This is a genomic window from Streptomyces sp. NPDC031111 (assembly GCF_055570675.1).
Genome location: NZ_JBVIGS010000004.1, coordinates 491,619 through 509,792, shown reverse-complemented (window position 1 = coordinate 509,792; position 18,174 = coordinate 491,619). Strand labels below are relative to the sequence as shown.

General features: G+C 71.3%; 17 protein-coding genes. 9 read left to right on the top strand and 8 right to left on the bottom strand.

Going from position 1 to position 18,174, the window contains the following annotated elements:
- The first annotated feature begins 71 nt into the window (after positions 1-71).
- Entirely contained in the window at positions 72-1,196 is a 1,125-nt protein-coding gene (gene disA, locus ACZ470_RS12690; RefSeq protein WP_468426869.1) for a DNA integrity scanning diadenylate cyclase DisA, read from the top strand.
- A 128-nt stretch (positions 1,197-1,324) separates the two neighbouring features.
- On the opposite strand, the gene ACZ470_RS12685 is transcribed toward disA, so the two are convergent.
- Entirely contained in the window at positions 1,325-2,164 is an 840-nt protein-coding gene (locus ACZ470_RS12685; protein WP_468426868.1) for a hypothetical protein, read from the bottom strand.
- 174 nt (positions 2,165-2,338) lie between these two features.
- Between ACZ470_RS12685 and ACZ470_RS12680 the strand changes: the two genes are divergently transcribed.
- Complete coding sequence (locus ACZ470_RS12680) at positions 2,339-2,992, top strand: phosphatase PAP2 family protein (protein ID WP_468426867.1); 654 nt, start codon at positions 2,339-2,341, stop codon at positions 2,990-2,992.
- Positions 2,993-2,998: 6 nt separating this feature from the next.
- On the opposite strand, the gene ACZ470_RS12675 is transcribed toward ACZ470_RS12680, so the two are convergent.
- Complete coding sequence (locus ACZ470_RS12675; RefSeq protein ID WP_468426866.1) at positions 2,999-3,664, bottom strand: response regulator transcription factor; 666 nt, start codon at positions 3,662-3,664, stop codon at positions 2,999-3,001.
- Positions 3,661-5,244 (bottom strand): sensor histidine kinase, encoded by a 1,584-nt coding sequence (locus ACZ470_RS12670; RefSeq protein ID WP_468426865.1) that lies wholly within the window; start codon positions 5,242-5,244, stop codon positions 3,661-3,663. The genes ACZ470_RS12675 and ACZ470_RS12670 overlap by 4 nt, the downstream gene beginning before the upstream one ends.
- Positions 5,245-5,375: 131 nt before the next feature.
- Between ACZ470_RS12670 and ACZ470_RS12665 the strand changes: the two genes are divergently transcribed.
- The 5 genes from ACZ470_RS12665 (at position 5,376) to cseC (ending at position 9,986) form a co-directional block, all read left to right on the top strand.
- Positions 5,376-6,311: an HhH-GPD family protein gene (locus ACZ470_RS12665; protein ID WP_468426864.1), complete on the top strand. Its 936-nt coding sequence runs from the start codon at positions 5,376-5,378 to the stop codon at positions 6,309-6,311.
- A gap of 297 nt (positions 6,312-6,608) precedes the next feature.
- Positions 6,609-7,148 (top strand): SigE family RNA polymerase sigma factor, encoded by a 540-nt coding sequence (locus tag ACZ470_RS12660; protein ID WP_468426906.1) that lies wholly within the window; start codon positions 6,609-6,611, stop codon positions 7,146-7,148.
- Positions 7,136-7,789 carry a hypothetical protein gene (locus ACZ470_RS12655; protein WP_468426863.1) on the top strand — a complete coding sequence of 218 codons (654 nt, stop codon included), beginning with the start codon at positions 7,136-7,138 and terminating at the stop codon, positions 7,787-7,789. The genes ACZ470_RS12660 and ACZ470_RS12655 overlap by 13 nt, the downstream gene beginning before the upstream one ends.
- A gap of 143 nt (positions 7,790-7,932) precedes the next feature.
- A complete protein-coding gene (gene cseB / locus ACZ470_RS12650; RefSeq protein WP_468426862.1) occupies positions 7,933-8,631 on the top strand; it encodes a two-component system response regulator CseB in 699 nt (232 codons plus the stop codon).
- A gap of 8 nt (positions 8,632-8,639) precedes the next feature.
- Positions 8,640-9,986 carry a two-component system sensor histidine kinase CseC gene (gene cseC / locus ACZ470_RS12645; protein WP_468426861.1) on the top strand — a complete coding sequence of 449 codons (1,347 nt, stop codon included), beginning with the start codon at positions 8,640-8,642 and terminating at the stop codon, positions 9,984-9,986.
- Between the two features lie 10 nt (positions 9,987-9,996).
- Here the strand turns inward: cseC and ACZ470_RS12640 are convergent, their stop codons facing one another.
- From ACZ470_RS12640 to ACZ470_RS12630, 3 genes are all read right to left on the bottom strand, one after another.
- Positions 9,997-10,440 carry a VOC family protein gene (locus ACZ470_RS12640; protein WP_468426860.1) on the bottom strand — a complete coding sequence of 148 codons (444 nt, stop codon included), beginning with the start codon at positions 10,438-10,440 and terminating at the stop codon, positions 9,997-9,999.
- Positions 10,441-10,500: 60 nt separating this feature from the next.
- Complete coding sequence (locus ACZ470_RS12635; RefSeq protein ID WP_468426859.1) at positions 10,501-10,938, bottom strand: helix-turn-helix transcriptional regulator; 438 nt, start codon at positions 10,936-10,938, stop codon at positions 10,501-10,503.
- 285 nt (positions 10,939-11,223) lie between these two features.
- A complete protein-coding gene (locus ACZ470_RS12630; RefSeq protein ID WP_468426858.1) occupies positions 11,224-12,816 on the bottom strand; it encodes an MDR family MFS transporter in 1,593 nt (530 codons plus the stop codon).
- Between the two features lie 139 nt (positions 12,817-12,955).
- Here ACZ470_RS12630 and ACZ470_RS12625 point away from each other — a divergent pair, with 139 nt between their 5' ends.
- On the top strand, positions 12,956-13,552 hold the full coding sequence (locus ACZ470_RS12625) for a TetR/AcrR family transcriptional regulator (RefSeq protein ID WP_468426857.1): 597 nt from the start codon (positions 12,956-12,958) through the stop codon (positions 13,550-13,552).
- Between the two features lie 19 nt (positions 13,553-13,571).
- Here the strand turns inward: ACZ470_RS12625 and ACZ470_RS12620 are convergent, their stop codons facing one another.
- Positions 13,572-14,291, bottom strand: coding sequence for a M23 family metallopeptidase (locus tag ACZ470_RS12620; protein ID WP_468426856.1), 720 nt, complete (start codon positions 14,289-14,291; stop codon positions 13,572-13,574).
- 443 nt (positions 14,292-14,734) lie between these two features.
- Between ACZ470_RS12620 and ACZ470_RS12615 the strand changes: the two genes are divergently transcribed.
- Positions 14,735-15,370 carry an HAD family acid phosphatase gene (locus ACZ470_RS12615; RefSeq protein WP_468426855.1) on the top strand — a complete coding sequence of 212 codons (636 nt, stop codon included), beginning with the start codon at positions 14,735-14,737 and terminating at the stop codon, positions 15,368-15,370.
- Between the two features lie 63 nt (positions 15,371-15,433).
- Here the strand turns inward: ACZ470_RS12615 and ACZ470_RS12610 are convergent, their stop codons facing one another.
- Positions 15,434-17,959, bottom strand: a complete 2,526-nt coding sequence (locus tag ACZ470_RS12610; RefSeq protein ID WP_468426854.1) for an ATP-dependent Clp protease ATP-binding subunit — start codon at positions 17,957-17,959, stop codon at positions 15,434-15,436.
- Between the last annotated feature and the right edge of the window lie 215 nt (positions 17,960-18,174).

Here is an 18,174-nt window from a genome sequence, read left to right as displayed (position 1 = left end):
GGTCTCGCCCGTCCGTACGAACCGAGTGTGCGAAACGAGGGCGCCCCAGAACCTGCGACCGGAGGAGTGCAGTGGCAGCCAACGACCGGGCAGCAGCTCCCGGAAAGTCCGGTGGGAGTGCCGGTTCCGATGGCCTGATGCGCGCCTCGCTGAGCGCCGTGGCACCCGGTACCGCCCTGCGTGACGGCCTGGAGCGCGTGCTCCGCGGCAACACCGGCGGTCTCATCGTGCTCGGTTCCGACAAGACGGTCGAGGCGCTGTGCAGCGGCGGCTTCGTGCTGGACGTCGAGTTCACCGCGACCCGGCTGCGCGAGCTGTGCAAGCTGGACGGCGGCATCGTGCTGTCGTCCGACCTGTCCAAGATCCTTCGGGCGGGCGTCCAGCTGGTGCCGGACCCGACCATCCCCACCGAGGAGACCGGCACCCGGCACCGCACCGCCGACCGGGTCTCCAAGCAGGTCGGCTTCCCCGTGGTCTCGGTCTCCCAGTCGATGCGCCTGATCGCGCTGTACGTCGACGGCCACCGCCGGGTCCTGGAGGACTCGGCCGCGATCCTGTCCCGCGCCAACCAGGCGCTCGCCACCCTGGAGCGCTACAAGCTCCGCCTCGACGAGGTCGCCGGCACGCTGTCGGCGCTGGAGATCGAGGACCTGGTGACCGTGCGGGACGTCTCGGCGGTCGCGCAGCGGCTGGAGATGGTGCGCCGCATCGCCACCGAAATCGCCGAATACGTGGTCGAACTGGGCACCGACGGCCGTCTTCTCGCGCTCCAGCTGGACGAGTTGATCGCGGGCGTGGAGCCCGAGCGCGAGCTGGTCGTGCGGGACTACGTCCCCGAGCCCACCGCCAAGCGCTCCCGCACGGTCGACGAGGCCCTGCACGAGCTGGACGCGCTCACCCACGCGGAGCTGCTGGAGCTGCCGACGGTGGCGCGTGCGCTGGGCTACACGGGGTCGCCGGAGACGCTGGACTCCGCGGTGTCTCCGCGTGGGTTCCGGCTGCTGGCGAAGGTGCCGCGGCTGCCGGGGGCGATCATCGATCGGCTGGTGGAGCACTTCGGGGGGTTGCAGAAGCTGCTGGCCGCGAGTGTTGACGATCTCCAGACCGTGGACGGGGTGGGGGAGGCTCGGGCGCGGAGTGTGCGCGAAGGGCTTTCGCGGCTGGCGGAGAGCTCGATTCTCGAGCGGTACGTCTGAGGACGGCCGTAGCTGCGGGCAGTCGTGCCTCCCCCAGGGCCTCAAGGGCCTGGGAGGTACCCCCAGGGCGGCACGGGTGGGCGCAGCGGCGCACCCCGCAAGCGCGGGTGAGCGAACCCGCAGCTGGGTCAGTCGGCCTTCAGGACGAAGGATGCCCGTACCTGCTCGAAGCCCGGGGCCTTCGCCTCCACCAGGTACGTTCCCGCGCCCGCGGTTCCCGCCTTCGGCGTCGCGCACTCCGGCGCGCTCGGCTTGCGGTCCCACTTCACCGTGTAGGTGATGCTCTCTCCCGCGGGCACCCGGAACACCAGACTCCGCGCGCCCTTCGGGCAGTCGTCCGATGCCCAGTACACCTCGTCGCCGTCGGCCGGAGCGATCGTCAACACCGCGTTGCCCGGCCCGAGATCGACCTTGCAGTCACCGCCGGAGACGTTGCGGGCGGTCAGCAGAAGCGTGGGCGTCTGCCCGGGCTCATAGGTGTTGCGGTCGCTGCGCAGGCTGAACTTGACCGCGCTCGCGGTGCAGTTGGGCAGTCCGGACCCGGATCCCGCCGGCAGCGCGTCACCCGCGCCGACCCCCGCCGACGTACCGCCCTCGGAGCCGCCGCCCGCGCTGCCCCCGTCGCCACCACCGGAGTCCGCCGGATCGCCGTTGGCCCCGTCGTCACCGGACCCGGAGGACGCGCCTCCGGAACCGCCCGAACCGCCGGACCCGTCGTCCTCCGACTCGTCGCGTCCGCCCGGCGCCTGACTGATCGCCGGCCCGGAACTCGACGGTCCGGGAGTGATGGAGGGCGCGGGATTCTTGCCGTTGGCACCGTTGTCGCCGCCGTCGCCGCCCCCGCCGCCCGAGAGGACGATCCAGGTGATCAACAACGCCAACAAGGCCAGCACGGACAGCAGTACGGCCCTCCGACGCCAGTAGATGGAGGAGGGAAGCGGCCCGACCGGATTGCGCAGAGATCCCACGGCGCAAACTGTACGAGAGATCGGCGCGTTCGCTTGTCCCACCCGCCGCTCCGGCACCAACTTTTCCGGATCATCATCCCGGTAATCGCCGTTCCACCCCTGTCTTTCGTCAGGTACGGCATACGACGATCGCGGGGTGTGACCGAATCCGCGCCTCACCTACCGTCCGTGACCATGGACTTCGTGGACAGCGGGCTCTACCGCGACATCACCGACTACGCGCACGACACCCCCGCATGGGTGCGACACACGGCCGAGATCGGGACGGAGGCCGGACTGCTGGTGTTCGTCGCGCTGTTCGTGGCCGGCTGGTGGCGGGCCCGGCACTCCGACACCCGCGCGTTCGCGATAGCGGTCCTTGCACCTCTGGCCACGGCCGTGGCGTATGTGTGCAGTGAGGTGCTCAAGTCCGTTGTGACGGAGGAGCGTCCGTGCCGCGCGGTCACCGGCGTCGCGCCGTCGCTGGCGGAGTGCCCGCCGCACGGCGACTGGTCGTTCCCGAGCAACCACGCCACCATCGCGGGCGCCTCGGCCCTCGCCCTGGTCCTGGTCCGGCGCGCGCTCCTCTGGCTGACGGCCCCGCTGGCCCTGCTCATGGCGTTCTCCCGGGTGTTCGTGGGCGTGCACTACCCGCACGACGTGGCCGTGGGGCTGCTGCTCGGCGCGGTCGTCGCCTTCGCCGTCGTACGGTCGGCCACGCGGCCGGCGGTCCGGCTCGTGGAGACCGTGCGTGCCTCGTCGGCGCCCACCGCGCGGTGGATCACCGGGCCCGGACCGCGTTCCGTCACCCGGCCCCTGCCGCCGTACGCCACGCACCGGCGCCGCTGAACCGGCTCAGGGCGCCACCAGGCCCGCCTCGTGGGCGACGATCGCCGCCTGTACGCGATTGCGTACGCCGAGCCGGTCGAGGACCGCGCTGACATACGCCTTCACGGTGCCCTCGACGAGATGCAGCCGGGCGGCGATCTCCGGGTTGGAGAGTCCGGCCCCGACCAGGCCGAGGACCTCGCGTTCGCGCGGGCTCAGCACCGCCACGCGCGCCCGCGCCTCGGCCTCGCGGGCGAGCCGGCCGCCGCCGTCGGAGCCGCCGAGACCTTCGATGACGTACCGGGCCACCGTGGGCGACAGGAAGGCCGCACCGCGCGCCACCGCCCTGACGCCCGCGATGAGTTCGTACGGGTCACCGGACTTCAGCAGGAAGCCGGTGGCGCCGCCGCCCAGGGCGCGGGCCACGTAGGCGCGTTCGGAGAACGTGGTGAGCATGGCGACGGCCGTGCCGGGGACGGTGCGGGCGATCTCCTCGGCCGCCGCGAGCCCGTCCAGGCGGGGCATGCGGATGTCGAGCAGCGCCACGTCGGGGCGGTGCGCCCGGGCCAGCTCCACGGCCTCGCGGCCGTCGCCCGCCTCGGCGACCACCTCCGTCTCCCCGCTGCTCCCCAGGATGGCGCGCACTCCGGCGCGCACCATCGCCTCGTCGTCGGCCAGCAGGACCCTGATCACGGTGCGAACTCCTCGTATTCGGCCCGCCCCGCGCCGGAGGTGCCGACGCGCGGGATCACGTTCTTGGCGGCCAGGCGGCCCTGGTCGTCGAAGCAGAGCCGGAAGTGGTCGACGGAGACGAAGAGCTCGCCGCTCGCGCGGTAGTAGCGGCAGTCGGTGCCCTCGGGCGGTGCGGGCGCGCGCTCCGTCGGCGGGTCCTGGATGTGCCGGTCCGGCAGCACCTTCTCGACCTCCGTGACCGGTGCGCCCGGGCGCAGGCCGGCGTAGGCGGCGGGCTCCAGCACCGAGTGCGTCTCGGTGTACGCGTACCAGCCGACGGCCGAGCCGACCAGGACGACGCCCGCGCCGGCGGCGGCACCGAGACCGGCCACGGCACGGCGGCGGGCGCGGGTGAAGGGGGCGGAGGCGGGACGGGGCGGCCGGACCGCCGTGGCCGCCTGCGCGGGGACGTACGCCCGGACGCGGAACCCGTCGGCGTGCGGGCCCGCCTCGAAGGTGCCGCCGACGCCGGTGACGGCGGCGCGCAGTCCGAGCAGTCCCGAACCGCCTCCGGGTGCCGGGGAACTCTCCTCGGCGGGCCGTCCGTTGGTGACGGTGACGGTCGCTCCCCGTACGTCGTCCCCCGTCACCGCCACGACGACGGGCGCGCCCGGGGCGTGCCGTGCCGCGTTGGTCAGCGCCTCCCTGGTCACCCGGTGCAGCAGCCGCTCGGCGACCCCGCCGGGCTCCACGACCGTGCCGCGTCCGCCGGGCTCCCAGCGCACCGGCAGCCCCGACTCGGCCGCGCGGGCGACGAGTTGCTCGACGTTCTCGCCGGCCGGGGCGAGCGGCACGGGTTCGTCGTCGTCCTCCCGCAGGACGCCGATGATGCGGTGCAGCCGGTCCGTGGCGTCGGCGGCCGCCGCGCGCAGGTCGGCCGCGGCGGCCCGGTGGTGGCCGGGAAGGTCGGGGGCGACCTGGAGGGCGCCCGCGCGCAGGGCGATCAGGCTCAGCTCGTGGCCCAGGGAGTCGTGCATGTCCTGGGCGATCCTGGCCCGCTCGCGCAGCCGGGCGCGTTCCTCGGTGAGCCGCTGCTCCTCCTCCAGGCGGGCCGCGCGCAGCCAGCCCGCGGCGGTGAGGGCGCGGCTCTGCCGCCAGTAGCGCCCGCCCAGCCAGGGGAAGACGCAGCCGAAGAGGAGGGTGCCGGTCAGGACCAGCCACTCGGGGACCGGGTCGACCCCGGTGAGCGCGATCCGCGCGGTGCCGGCGCAGCCGACGGCGACGAAACATAGTGCTGCGGGGATGGTGCGGCCCGCCCGCAGCCCGAGCAGCAGCGCGAACACGCCGAGCGCCGGGCCGTAGGAGACGCTGAACAGCGCGGGGGTGAAGGCCAGGCCCAGCGCGGCCGTCAGCCCGAAGGCGGCCAGGGGCCGGCGCCGGGACACGGCGGTGGCGACGGCGAGCAGGACCGGTCCGGCCAGGTACTGCCAGAGGGCGCGCGGTTCGTTCAGCCCGAGCCGGTCCGCGGTGAGCGCCGGGGCGGCGAGGGCCACCCAGAGCAGGCAGCCCTTGGCGAGCGCGGCGGGACGAGCACGTTTCATACCGCCGACGCTACAAGCGGACGCGGGTGTGCCACTGCTGTCGATCGTCAGGTATCCGCGGCGCCTTCCCCCGCTCCCCACCGTGGCGCTCCCCCCGTAGGCGGGTCCCGGCGTGGGAGGATCGGAGGGTCATGACTGCTCCCACCAAACCGCCGTACGGCGGCACCGCCGATTCCGCGTCCGAGCGTGCTCCCGGTGAGACGCTGCACTCCCCCGTCATCGACTGGTTCGACGAGCACGCCCGGGACCTGCCGTGGCGGCGCCCGGAGGCCGGCGCGTGGGGAGTGATGGTCAGTGAGTTCATGTTGCAGCAGACCCCGGTGAACCGGGTGCTGCCCGTCTACGAGCAGTGGCTGGCGCGCTGGCCGCGCCCCGCCGACCTCGCCGCGGAGGCGCCCGGCGAGGCCGTGCGCGCCTGGGGCCGGCTCGGCTACCCGCGGCGTGCGCTGCGGCTGCACGGCGCCGCGGTCGCCATAACGGAGCGGCACGGCGGCGACGTACCGGCGGACCACGGCCAGCTGCTGGCGCTGCCCGGCATCGGCGAGTACACGGCCGCGGCGGTCGCGTCGTTCGCGTACGGGCAGCGGCACGCGGTGCTGGACACCAACGTGCGCCGGGTGTTCGCCCGCGCGGTCACCGGTGCGCAGTACCCGCCGAACGCCACCACCGCCGCGGAGCGCCGGCTCGCCCGCGCGCTGCTGCCGGAGGACGCGGCGACCGCCGCGCGGTGGGCCGCCGCCTCCATGGAGCTGGGCGCGCTGGTGTGCACGGCGAAGAACGAGACCTGTCAGCGCTGCCCGATCGCCGCTCAGTGCGCCTGGCGGCTGGCGGGCAAGCCGGCCCACGACGGTCCGCCGCGCCGGGGTCAGACGTACGCGGGCACGGACCGTCAGGTCCGCGGGCGGCTGCTGGCCGTGCTGCGCGAGGCGCACGCTCCGGTGCCGCAGGCCGTGCTGGACCGGGTGTGGCACGAGCCGGTGCAGCGTGCCCGCGCCCTGGACGGTCTGGTCTCCGACGGTCTGGTGGAGCCGCTGCCGGGCGGTCTGTACCGGCTGCCGCTGACCTGACCGGGACACCACCGGTGCACACACGTCACATCGGCGCGGCCGGTCATACCACCCGATAACCTGCTCGATCGGTCGCCCGCTTCACCCCGTTCCTCCTTCCGTTACACAACCGACGGACAGCCGAGCGCTGCCCGCAGGGTTCCTCGGACAGTGCCGTGACAACGCCTCCGTACCTTCGATCACGTGCCCGACGGGGCACGAGGTCAACGGATCACAGGCAGTGCGACCGGCCCGCACGGGCGGGCCGGAACGGGGAGCGGGAGGCGGTCCACCATGGCGCAGGACATGGCGCGTGACATGGCGCAGGGCGAGGTGCTCGAGTTCGAGGAGTACGTCCGCACCCGGCAGGACGCGCTGCTGCGCAGCGCCCGTCGCCTGGTCCCGGACCCCGTCGACGCCCAGGACCTGCTCCAGACCGCGCTGGTCCGGACGTACGGCCGCTGGGAGACCATCGAGGACAAGCGGCTGGCCGACGCCTATCTGCGCCGGGTCATGATCAATACGCGGACGGAGTGGTGGCGGGCCCGCAAGCTGGAGGAGGTGCCCACCGAGCAGCTCCCGGACGCCTGTGTGGACGACTCCACCGAGCAGCACGCGGACCGGGCGCTGCTGATGGACGTCCTGAAGGTCCTCGCCCCGAAGCAGCGCAGTGTCGTGGTGCTGCGACACTGGGAGCAGATGTCCACGGACGAGACGGCCGCCGCCCTCGGTATGTCGGCCGGAACGGTCAAGAGCACGCTGCACCGGGCGCTCGCCCGGCTCCGCGAGGAGCTGGAGGCGCGCGATCTGGACGCACGCGCGCTGGAGCGTGAGGAGCGGGAGCGTTGCGCGGCCTGACCGGCGCGGGGCCCAGCCGGGCCTGGGCCACCGTCCGGGCGGTGAGCACGGCGACGGCCGTGCTCACCGCCGTCGTTCTGTTCGTCGCCGGGTGCGGCACGGGCGGCACCGGCGCCCGGGACGAGGGTCCGGCCCGCGCGGACTCCGTGGCGAGCGCCCCCGCCGCGGCGTCGGTCGAGCCCTCGCGGACCCCCGACCGGGTGGACGCGGTGCGGCTGGTCAAGGCCGATCCGGCGGTCTCGGCGGAGGTCAAGCGGGAGCTTCAGCCGTGCGTCGCCGACGAGTACCCCGTCGACGTGAGCTACGGCAGCCTCACCGGAGGGTCCGTCGACGACGTCGTGGTCAACGTGCTGACCTGCGGGGACGCGGTGGGCGTCGGCTCGTACGTGTACCGGGAGCAGGGCGGCGCGTATGTGAACGTGTTCTCGGCCGAGGAGCCCCCGGTGTACGCGGAGATCGACCGCGGGGACCTGGTGGTGACCAAGCAGGTGTACGACCGGGGCGACCCGGTGTCGAGTCCGTCCGGCGAGAACGTGATCACGTACCGCTGGGGGGCGGGCCGGTTCACCGAGAAGTACCGCACGCACAACGACTACGGGAAGGTGGCCGGCGCGGAGCCGTCACCGATGCCCGACAGCTGAGACATGGCTCACCGCGTGAACCGCAGGGGCCGTCCGGACCGATGAACGGATGAACCCACCGTCCGGTCCCCGCGTCCGTGGGGTGGACCGGGAAACGCACGCGCGCACCGAACCGAGATCGTACGAGGACTGAGAGCACCGGGATGGCAGACCAGACCCACGTCCTGTTCGTCGAGGACGACGACGTCATCCGCGAGGCCACCCAGCTCGCCCTGGAGCGGGACGGCTTCGTGGTCACCGCGATGCCCGACGGGCTGTCGGGCCTGGAGGCGTTCCGCGCGGACCGCCCCGACATCGCGCTGCTCGACGTGATGGTTCCCGGGCTCGACGGGGTGAGCCTGTGCCGGCGCATCCGGGACGAGTCGACGGTGCCGGTGATCATGCTGTCGGCGCGGGCCGACTCCATCGACGTGGTGCTGGGCCTGGAGGCGGGCGCCGACGACTATGTGACCAAGCCGTTCGACGGCGCCGTCCTGGTGGCCCGGATCCGCGCGGTGCTGCGCCGCTTCGGGCGCGCGGGCGGCGGAAGACAGGAGCAGGACGCGCGGGACGACGGGGGCATGCTGGCCTTCGGCGAGCTGGAGATCGACACCGGCGGCATGGAGGTGCGCCGGGCCGGGCGGCCCGTGGCGCTGACGCCGACCGAGATGCGGCTGCTGCTGGAGTTCTCGGCGGCGCCGGGCACCGTGCTCTCCCGCGACAAGCTCCTCGAACGGGTGTGGGAGTACGGCTGGGGCGGGGACACCCGGGTCGTCGACGTCCATGTGCAGCGGCTGCGGACGAAGATCGGCCAGGACCGTATCGAGACGGTCCGCGGCTTCGGCTACAAGCTGAAGGCCTGAGCGGGCCGATGCGCGGGTATTTCCGGCGCCTGGTGGCGGCCTGCCTCGACCGGGTGGGCATAGGTACGGGTCTGCGGTGGAAGCTCAGCGCGGCCATCGCGCTGGTCGGGGCGCTGGTGGCGGTCGCGCTGAGCCTGGTCGTGCACAACGCGGCGCGGGTGTCGATGCTGGACAACGCGCGCGACCTGGCGGACGAGCGCGTCATGATCGCCCAGCGCAACTACGAGCTGTCCGGGCGGCTGAACTTCCCCAACACCAAGATCGACGACCCGGAGCTCCCGAAGGAGCTGCGGGAGAAGGTCGAGGAGGGCCGGCGGGCGACCTATGTGGCCGACCGGCCGGGCGGGGCGCCGGACATCTGGGCGGCCGTGCCGCTGAAGAACGGTCATGTGATGTCGCTGCACTCCGGTTTCACGGACCGCAGCTCGGACATCCTCAAGGACCTCGACCAGGCCCTGGTGATCGGCTCCATCGCGGTCGTGCTGGGCGGCAGCGCGCTCGGTGTGCTCATCGGCGGGCATCTGTCGCGGCGGCTGCGGAAGGCGGCCACGGCCGCCAACCGGGTCGCGAAGGGCGAGACGGACGTCCGGGTGCGCGAGGAGATCGGCGGGGTGGTGCGGGACGAGACCGACGACCTGGCCAGCGCCGTGGACGCCATGGCGGACGCGCTGCGGCAGCGGCTGGAGGCCGAGCGCCGGGTCACCGCGGACATCGCGCACGAGCTGCGCACCCCCGTCACCGGTCTGCTCACCGCCGCCGAGCTGCTGCCGCCGGGCCGGCCGACCGAGCTGGTGCTGGACCGGGCCAAGGCGATGCGCACCCTCGTCGAGGACGTCCTGGAGGTGGCCCGGCTGGACAGCGCCTCCGAGCGGGCGGAACTCCAGGACATCCTGCTCGGCGAGTTCGTCGCCCGGCGGGTGTCCGCCAAGGACCCGGACGTCACCGTGCGCGTGGTGCACGAGTCGGAGGTGACCACCGACCCCCGGCGCCTGGAGCGGGTGCTGCTCAACCTGCTCGCCAACGCCGCCCGGCACGGCAGGCCGCCCATCGAGGTCACCGTCGAGGGCCGGGTCATCCGGGTCCGCGACCACGGGCCCGGCTTCCCCGAGGCGCTGCTCGCCGAGGGGCCGAGCCGCTTCCGCACCGGCAGCGCGGACCGGGCCGGCCGCGGTCACGGGCTGGGCCTGACCATCGCGGCGGGGCAGGCCCGGGTGCTGGGCGCGCGGCTGACCTTCCGCAACGTACGTCCGCCGGGGGCGCCGGACGACGCGCCGGCGGAGGGAGCCGTCGCGGTGCTGTGGCTGCCCGAGCACGCGCCGACGAACACCGGGAGTTATCCCGTACTGGCGCAGTAGCGGGGGCGCCTCAGCAGGACCAGTCCTTGTCCATGTCGAGGCCGCCCTCGCGGGGCTGGGTGAAGGAGAACCAGTTGCCGGAGTCGTCGCGGAACAGCGCCTCGGTGCCGTACGGGCGCTCCTGCGGCTCCTGGATGAACTCGACCCCGCGGTCCTTGAGCTTGGCGTAGTCCCCGTGGATGTCGTCGGTGGTCAGCACGCCGGGGCCGAGCGCTCCCTTGGCCACCAGCTTCTTGATCATCTCGGCGGACTCGGGGTCCATGCCCGCGCCGGGCACCATGAGGGTCAGCTCGACGTCGGGCTGCTCCGGCGAGCCGACGGTGAGCCAGCGCATGCCGCCCTCACCCAGGGTCATGTCGGTGCGGACCTCCAGGCCCAGCTTCTCGGTGTAGAACTGCTTCGCCCGGTCCTGGTCGAGGACCCAGACGGTGGTGATGGCGAGACCCTTGATCATGGCGTACTCCTGTGTCGCGGCCGTTCGGGAACTGCCCTGTCACCGTAGGCAGCGCCGCCGTCAGTCCGCTTCTCCGGAATTGCGTCGTGCCTGCGCCCTGCCCGGCCCGGGCCGGTATCCGCCGAGCCAGTGCATGGCGTAGCAGCCCGGGATCAGGGCGGCGCCGCGGCCCACGTGCTTCGCGCGGTACTCGCTGGGGGTGAGGCCGGTCCAGGTCTTGAACCGGGCCGAGAACGTGCCCAGACTGCTGAAGCCGACCAGGTGGCAGATCTCCGTCACCGACAGATTGGCGGTGCGCAGCAGGTCCTCGGCGCGCTCGATCCGGCGGTGGGTGAGGTACTGGCCGGGCGTCTCGCCGTAGGCCTCCCGGAAGGCGCGTATGAAGTGGTAGCGCGAATACCCGGCGTGCGCGGCGACCGCGGCCAGGTCGAGGTCCGGGTCGGCCCAGTCCCGGTCCATCGCGTCCTTGGCCAGCCTCAGCTGCCGCGCCTTGTCCATGCGATCGATGGTGGCACGGGGGTCCGACATCGGGCCGCGCATGCGGAAGCCCCCGGCGGCGGGTGTGCCTCCGGGGGCCTTCGGACCGCTGGGCGTGTCCGCGATTCGCGTCGTCCGCCCGGAGGACGGGCCTCACGGCGTCCGGTGCGTGCTCCGGGGTCCCCCGGCCGAAGGCTGGGGGGGTGCCGGGGGACGTCCGCGGTCGTACTCGAGTGTCCGTCCGGTGCGGCGGGAGGGCGTACCGGGCGCGCGGGGCGGGCGCGACCTCGCGGGCACCCCGGGCCGTCAGACGGGTTCCGTCACCGCCGCGGCGGCCGGGGTGCCGTCGCCGGTGTCCTTCTTGTCGGGGGCCGCGCCCTTCAGCGGGACCTCCTTCACGAACACGGCCGCCGCCAGCGCGAGCACCGCGACCACCGCGCCGAGGAGGAACGCCGAGTGGGTGCCCGAGGACACCGCGAACTGGTACGCCTCGCGGGCCGCCTCCGGCAGCTTCGCCAGGCGCGCCGCGTCCAGCTGGGCGGACTGCTCGGTCACCTGGGAGCCCAGCGCGCCGGCCCGCTCGGCCATGACGTCCTGGACGCGGTTGTTGAACAGCGCGCCCATGATCGCGACACCGAAGGAGGCGCCGAGGGTGCGGAAGAGGGTGGCGGACGAGGACGCCACGCCCATGTCCTTCATCTCGACGCTGTTCTGCGCGACCAGCATGGTGATCTGCATCAGACAGCCCATGCCGAGACCGACCACGGCCATGAAGACCCCGGAGGTGAGGCGGGAGGTCCCGGTGTCCATCGTGGACAGCAGATACAGGCCGACGATCATCAGCGCGCCGCCGAGGACGGGGAAGATCTTGTACCGGCCGGTGTCGGTGGTCACGCGGCCCGCGACCATCGAGGTCACCAGCATCGCGCCGAGCATCGGCAGGAGCAGCAGACCGGAGTTGGTGGCGGAGGCGCCCTGGACGGCCTGCTGGTACAGCGGCAGGAAGAGGGTCGCGCCGAACATCACGAAGCCGGTGATGAAGCCGATCACGGACATCAGCGTGAAGTTGCGGCTGCGGAAGATGTGCAGCGGCAGCACCGGCTCGGCGGCCCTGGTCTGCCAGAACACGAAGCCGACGAGCGAGGCGACACCGAGGCCGATCAGCTCCATGATCCGCGCGGAGGTCCAGGCGTACTCCGTGCCGCCCCAGGTGGTGACCAGCACGACGGCGGTGATGCCCACGGTCAGCAGCGCGACCCCGAGGTAGTCGATGCCGGCCTTGGCCCGCTTCTTCGGCAGGTGCAGTACGGCGGCGACGGCGGCCAGCGCGATCGCGCCGAGCGGCAGGTTGATGTAGAAGGCCCAGCGCCAGCCCCAGTTGTCGGTGATGGTGCCGCCCACCAGGGGCCCGCCGATCATCGCCAGCGCCATGACGGCGGCCATCATGCCCTGGTACCTGCCGCGCTCCCGGGGCGGGATGAGGTCACCGATGATCGCCATGACGCCGACCATGAGACCGCCGGCACCCAGGCCCTGGATGGCCCGGAAGCCGATCAGCTCGCCCATGGTCTGGGCCATGCCGCTGAGCGCGGAGCCGATCAGGAAGATCACGATGGACGTCATGAACGTGGTCTTGCGCCCGTACATGTCGCCGAGCTTGCCCCAGACCGGGGTGGCCGCCGCGGTCGCCAGGGTGTAGGCGGTGACCACCCAGGACAGGTGCTCCAGACCGCCCAGCTCGCCCACGATCGTCGGCATCGCCGTGCCGATGATCATGTTGTCGAGCATCGCGAGCATCATCGCGATCATGAGGGCGAGCAGGACGACCCGCACGCTCCTCGGCTGTTTGCCGGTGCCCGCGTCCGTCTCCACGGCACCCGGCGCTGGTGTGTCCGCCATGATTTCCTTCTCCCCCGGCCACGAGTGCGTGACCACTGCTACTTACTTGCCGCCCGGCTAGTTAACTACACTGGGGAAAATAGCCGCGTAACTAGCCGGGCGTCAAGTAAGTTTTCGTCAAGAGGGGTCGAGTAGGAGGATGGGCGGCACCATGGACGGCACCAAACAGCGGCGCCGCGGGAACACCCGCCAGCGCATCCAGGACGTGGCGCTCGAACTCTTCGCCGAGCAGGGCTACGAGAAGACCTCACTGCGCGAGATCGCCGAGCGCCTGGACGTCACCAAGGCGGCGTTGTACTACCACTTCAAGACCAAGGAAGAGATCCTCGTCGGCATCTTCGAGGACCTCTCGCGGCCGCTGGAGGAGCTGATCGAGTGGGGGCGGCGACAGCCGCACTCGCTGGAGACCAAGCAGGAGATCATCCGCCGGTACAGCGAGGCGCTGATGGGCGCGGCCCCGCTCTTCCGCTTCATGCAGGAGAACCAGGCGACGGTCCGCGAGCTGCGCATCGGCGAGATGTTCAAGACCCGCATGCTCGGGCTGCGGGACATCCTCATGGACCCGGACGCCGATCTGGTCGACCAGGTGCGCTGCCTCAGCGCCCTGTTCACCATGCACGCGGGGATGCACATCCTCCAGGACGTCGAAAGCGACCCCGAGGAGAGGCGCAAGGCCGTCCTCGAGGTCGCCACCGATCTGATCACCCAGGCCCACCGGGGGTCCCGGGGCGCCTAGGCGTTTGTCCGCACGCCGGTCAGACGGTCACGCCCTGGGCGCGCAGGAACTTGACCGGGTCGACGGCGGAGCCGTAGTTCGGGGTGGTGCGGATCTCGAAGTGCAGGTGCGGGCCGCTGGAGTTGCCGGTGTTGCCGGACAGGGCGACCTTCTGGCCGGTCTTGACGACCTGGCCGATCTTCACGTTGACCTGCGAGAGGTGGGCGTACTGGGAGTACGTGCCGTTGCCGTGCTTGATGACGACGGCGTTGCCGTACGCCGGGCCGTCGCCGGCGCCGTTGCCGCCGGCCTTGACGACGGTGCCGCCGTGCACGGCCATCACCGGGGTGCCGGTCGGGACGGCGTAGTCCTGGCCGGAGTGCTTGGACGCCCACATGCCGCCGTTCTGGGCGAAGCTCGCGGACAGCTTGTAGCTCTTCACCGGGTCGATCCACGACACGGCCTTCTTCTTGGCGGCGGCCTGAGCCGCCTTCTTGGCCTGGGCGGCCTTCTCGGCCGCGGCCTTCTTCGCCTGGGCGGCCTTCTCGGCCTTGGCGGCCTGGGCCTTCGCGGCCTTCGCCTGAGCGGCGGCCTGCGCCTCGACTGCACTGGCGGCACCGGATGCGGCCGTGGTGTCGGCGGCGGCGACCGCGACCCCGGCTCCCAGGACGACCGTGGTGCCCAGGCCGGCGGCCAGGACGGCCGCGCGGGTGCGGGTCAGGGACGTACGGGGGAGACGGGACGTGACGCGCTGGGACATCTCAACCTCATCAGGAAGGGGACAGAGGAAAACCACCCGGCGAACAGGTCCGCGCCTCGGTGGCGATTCCTTGGTAGCCCCTCCGGTCATAACGGCGCAAAGGTGTGACCTACGACGAAAGGCCGTAGGTATGCACTGAGATGCACGTCTCTTGACACAACCCTCTTAGGGGATGAAACCCCCCATTTAGAGCTGATCGATCAGATCGTGAGGGTAAATGTCCGTTTTGCGAAATAGGTTTATCCACTATTCCGTCTAGTACCGGACAAAGCGCCTGTGCGGCATGTCACCGGCGGCCGGGTTCGGCCATTCCATAAATGTGGCGCGGGCCTCTATGCGCCTACCGTCCGGTAACCCTACGGTTCTCCTCGCGTCACCCTCGCAGACGAACATGCACACGACACGTTGGCAGCGTTACGGACGTGAGAGGACCCCCCACCACTATGAGAAGCCGACGCTCCTGGCTGAGCCGCGCATCGGTCACCGCCGTCTCCGCGGCCGCCCTGGTGGCCCTGGCCGCACCGGCCGAAGCCGCGGACAGCTCCGCCCCTTCCACCACGTCGGTGGCGGCCGCCGCCGCGGCCGACGTCGACTACGACACCTGGCAGCGCGACTGCCAGGCGGTCATGGACCAGGCACTGCCCTATCTGAAGCAGCGGATCGGGGACACCGCGCCGGGCGAGAAGCAGGCGATCGTCCTCGACATCGACAACACCGCGCTGGAGACCGACTTCGGCTTCAGCTTCCCGCAGCCGGCCAACGAGCCGGTCCTGGAGGTCGCCGAGTACGCCCAGGACCACGGCGTCGCCGTGTTCTTCGTGACCGCCCGCCCGGGCATCATCCACGCGCCCACCGAGTGGAACCTCGACCACGCCGGCTACGAGTCCTCCGGCCTGTACGTCCGCGGCTTCTTCGACCTGTTCAGGAACGTCGCCGAGTACAAGACGGCCCAGCGCGTCGACATCGAGAAGAAGGGCTACACGATCATCGCCAACATCGGCAACAGCGCGACCGACCTGTCGGGCGGCCACGCCGAGAAGACGTTCAAGCTGCCGGACTACGACGGCCAGCTGTCCTGAAGCACGCATGCCGAAGGGGCCGGTGCCTTTCGGGCACCGGCCCCTTCGGGTCGCCGTGGGCGCTTACGCGTCCTTGCTCAGGTTCGGACCGGCACCGCCGGCCGCCTGCTCGATCGGCGGGACGTCGGGCAGGGCCGACTTCTCCTCACCGCGGAAGGTGAAGGTCTGGGACTCGCCCTCGCCCTCGGTGTCCACGACCACGATGTGACCGGGACGCAGCTCGCCGAAGAGGATCTTCTCCGACAGCGAGTCCTCGATCTCCCGCTGGATGGTCCGGCGCAGCGGCCGGGCGCCCAGCACGGGGTCGTAGCCCTTCTTGGACAGCAGTTCCTTGGCGGACTGGGAGAGCTCGATGCCCATGTCCCGGTCCTTCAGGCGCTCGTCCACCTTGCCGATCATCAGGTCGACGATCCGCAGGATGTCGTCCTGGCTGAGCTGCGGGAAGACGACCACGTCGTCGACGCGGTTGAGGAACTCGGGCCGGAAGTGCTGCTTGAGCTCGTCCTGGACCTTGTTCTTCATGCGCTCGTAGTTGGTCTTCGTGTCACCCGCGGCGGCGAAGCCGAGGTTGAAGCCCTTGGAGATGTCCCGGGTGCCGAGGTTGGTCGTCATGATGATGACCGTGTTCTTGAAGTCCACGACCCGGCCCTGGGAGTCGGTCAGGCGACCGTCCTCCAGGATCTGGAGCAGCGAGTTGAAGATGTCCGGGTGGGCCTTCTCGACCTCGTCGAAGAGGACGACCGAGAACGGCTTGCGGCGCACCTTCTCCGTCAGCTGACCGCCCTCCTCGTAGCCCACGTAGCCGGGGGGCGAACCGAAGAGACGCGAGACCGTGTGCTTCTCGCTGAACTCCGACATGTCGAGGGAGATCAGCGCGTCCTCGTCGCCGAAGAGGAACTCCGCGAGCGCCTTGGACAGCTCGGTCTTACCGACACCGGACGGACCGGCGAAGATGAACGAGCCACCGGGACGCTTCGGGTCCTTCAGACCCGCACGGGTACGGCGGATCGCCTTCGAGAGCGCCTTGACGGCGTCGTTCTGGCCGATGACCCGCTTGTGCAGCTCGTCCTCCATGCGGAGCAGACGGCTGGACTCCTCCTCGGTGAGCTTGAAGACCGGGATGCCCGTCGCCGTGGCGAGGACCTCGGCGATCAGCTCGCCGTCGACCTCGGCGACGACGTCCATGTCGCCGGCCTTCCACTCCTTCTCCCGCTTCGCCTTGGCGGCGAGGAGCTGCTTCTCCTTGTCGCGCAGGGAGGCGGCCTTCTCGAAGTCCTGCGAGTCGATCGCGGACTCCTTGTCGCGGCGGACGCCGGCGATCTTCTCGTCGAACTCGCGCAGGTCCGGCGGAGCGGTCATGCGGCGGATGCGCATCCGGGAACCGGCCTCGTCGATCAGGTCGATCGCCTTGTCCGGCAGGAAGCGGTCCGAGATGTAGCGGTCGGCGAGCGTCGCCGCCTGCACCAGGGCCTCGTCCGTGATGGAGACCCGGTGGTGCGCCTCGTAACGGTCGCGCAGACCCTTGAGGATCTCGATCGTGTGCGGCAGGGACGGCTCCGCGACCTGGATGGGCTGGAAGCGGCGCTCCAGGGCCGCGTCCTTCTCCAGGTGCTTGCGGTACTCGTCCAGCGTGGTCGCACCGATGGTCTGGAGCTCACCACGGGCCAGCATCGGCTTGAGGATGCTCGCGGCGTCGATGGCGCCCTCGGCGGCACCCGCACCGACCAGCGTGTGCAGCTCGTCGATGAACAGGATGATGTCGCCGCGGGTGCGGATCTCCTTGAGCACCTTCTTCAGGCGCTCCTCGAAGTCACCGCGGTAGCGGGAGCCGGCGACCAGGGCACCGAGGTCCAGGGTGTAGAGGTGCTTGTCCTTGAGGGTCTCGGGCACCTCGCCCTTGACGATGGCCTGGGCGAGGCCCTCGACGACGGCGGTCTTGCCGACGCCGGGCTCACCGATCAGCACCGGGTTGTTCTTGGTACGGCGGGACAGCACCTGCATGACCCGCTCGATCTCCTTCTCGCGCCCGATGACCGGGTCGAGCTTGGACTCACGAGCGGCCTGGGTGAGGTTCCGGCCGAACTGGTCGAGGACCAGGGACGTGGAGGGCGTGCCCTCGGCAGGACCGCCGGCGGTGGCGGTCTCCTTGCCCTGGTAACCGGAGAGCAGCTGGATGACCTGCTGCCGCACCCGGTTGAGATCGGCGCCCAGCTTGACCAGGACCTGGGCGGCGACGCCCTCGCCCTCACGGATCAGGCCGAGCAGGATGTGCTCCGTGCCGATGTAGTTGTGGCCCAGCTGAAGGGCCTCGCGGAGCGACAGCTCCAGGACCTTCTTGGCACGGGGGGTGAAGGGGATGTGACCCGACGGGGCCTGCTGGCCCTGCCCGATGATCTCCTCCACCTGCTGGCGGACCGCCTCGAGCGAAATCCCGAGGCTCTCAAGGGCCTTGGCGGCGACACCCTCACCCTCGTGGATCAGGCCCAGGAGGATGTGCTCGGTGCCGATGTAGTTGTGGTTGAGCATCCGGGCTTCTTCCTGAGCCAGGACGACAACCCGCCGCGCGCGGTCGGTGAACCTCTCGAACATCGTTAATCGCTCCTCAGAGCGGTCAGGCAGTGGGGGGAACTTCCCCTCCCTGTCCTTCCGCAGCTTAGTCCCGCAAGCGGGGACCGCTCATTCCAACTGCCGACACCGTCGATGGCCTCCTGACCCCGCTAACGCCGACATCTGCTCCAACCCGATGGTGCGAGACGATGTTCCCGCAGGCCAGGCAGTTACCCCCATCGCCAGTACGCCCATGG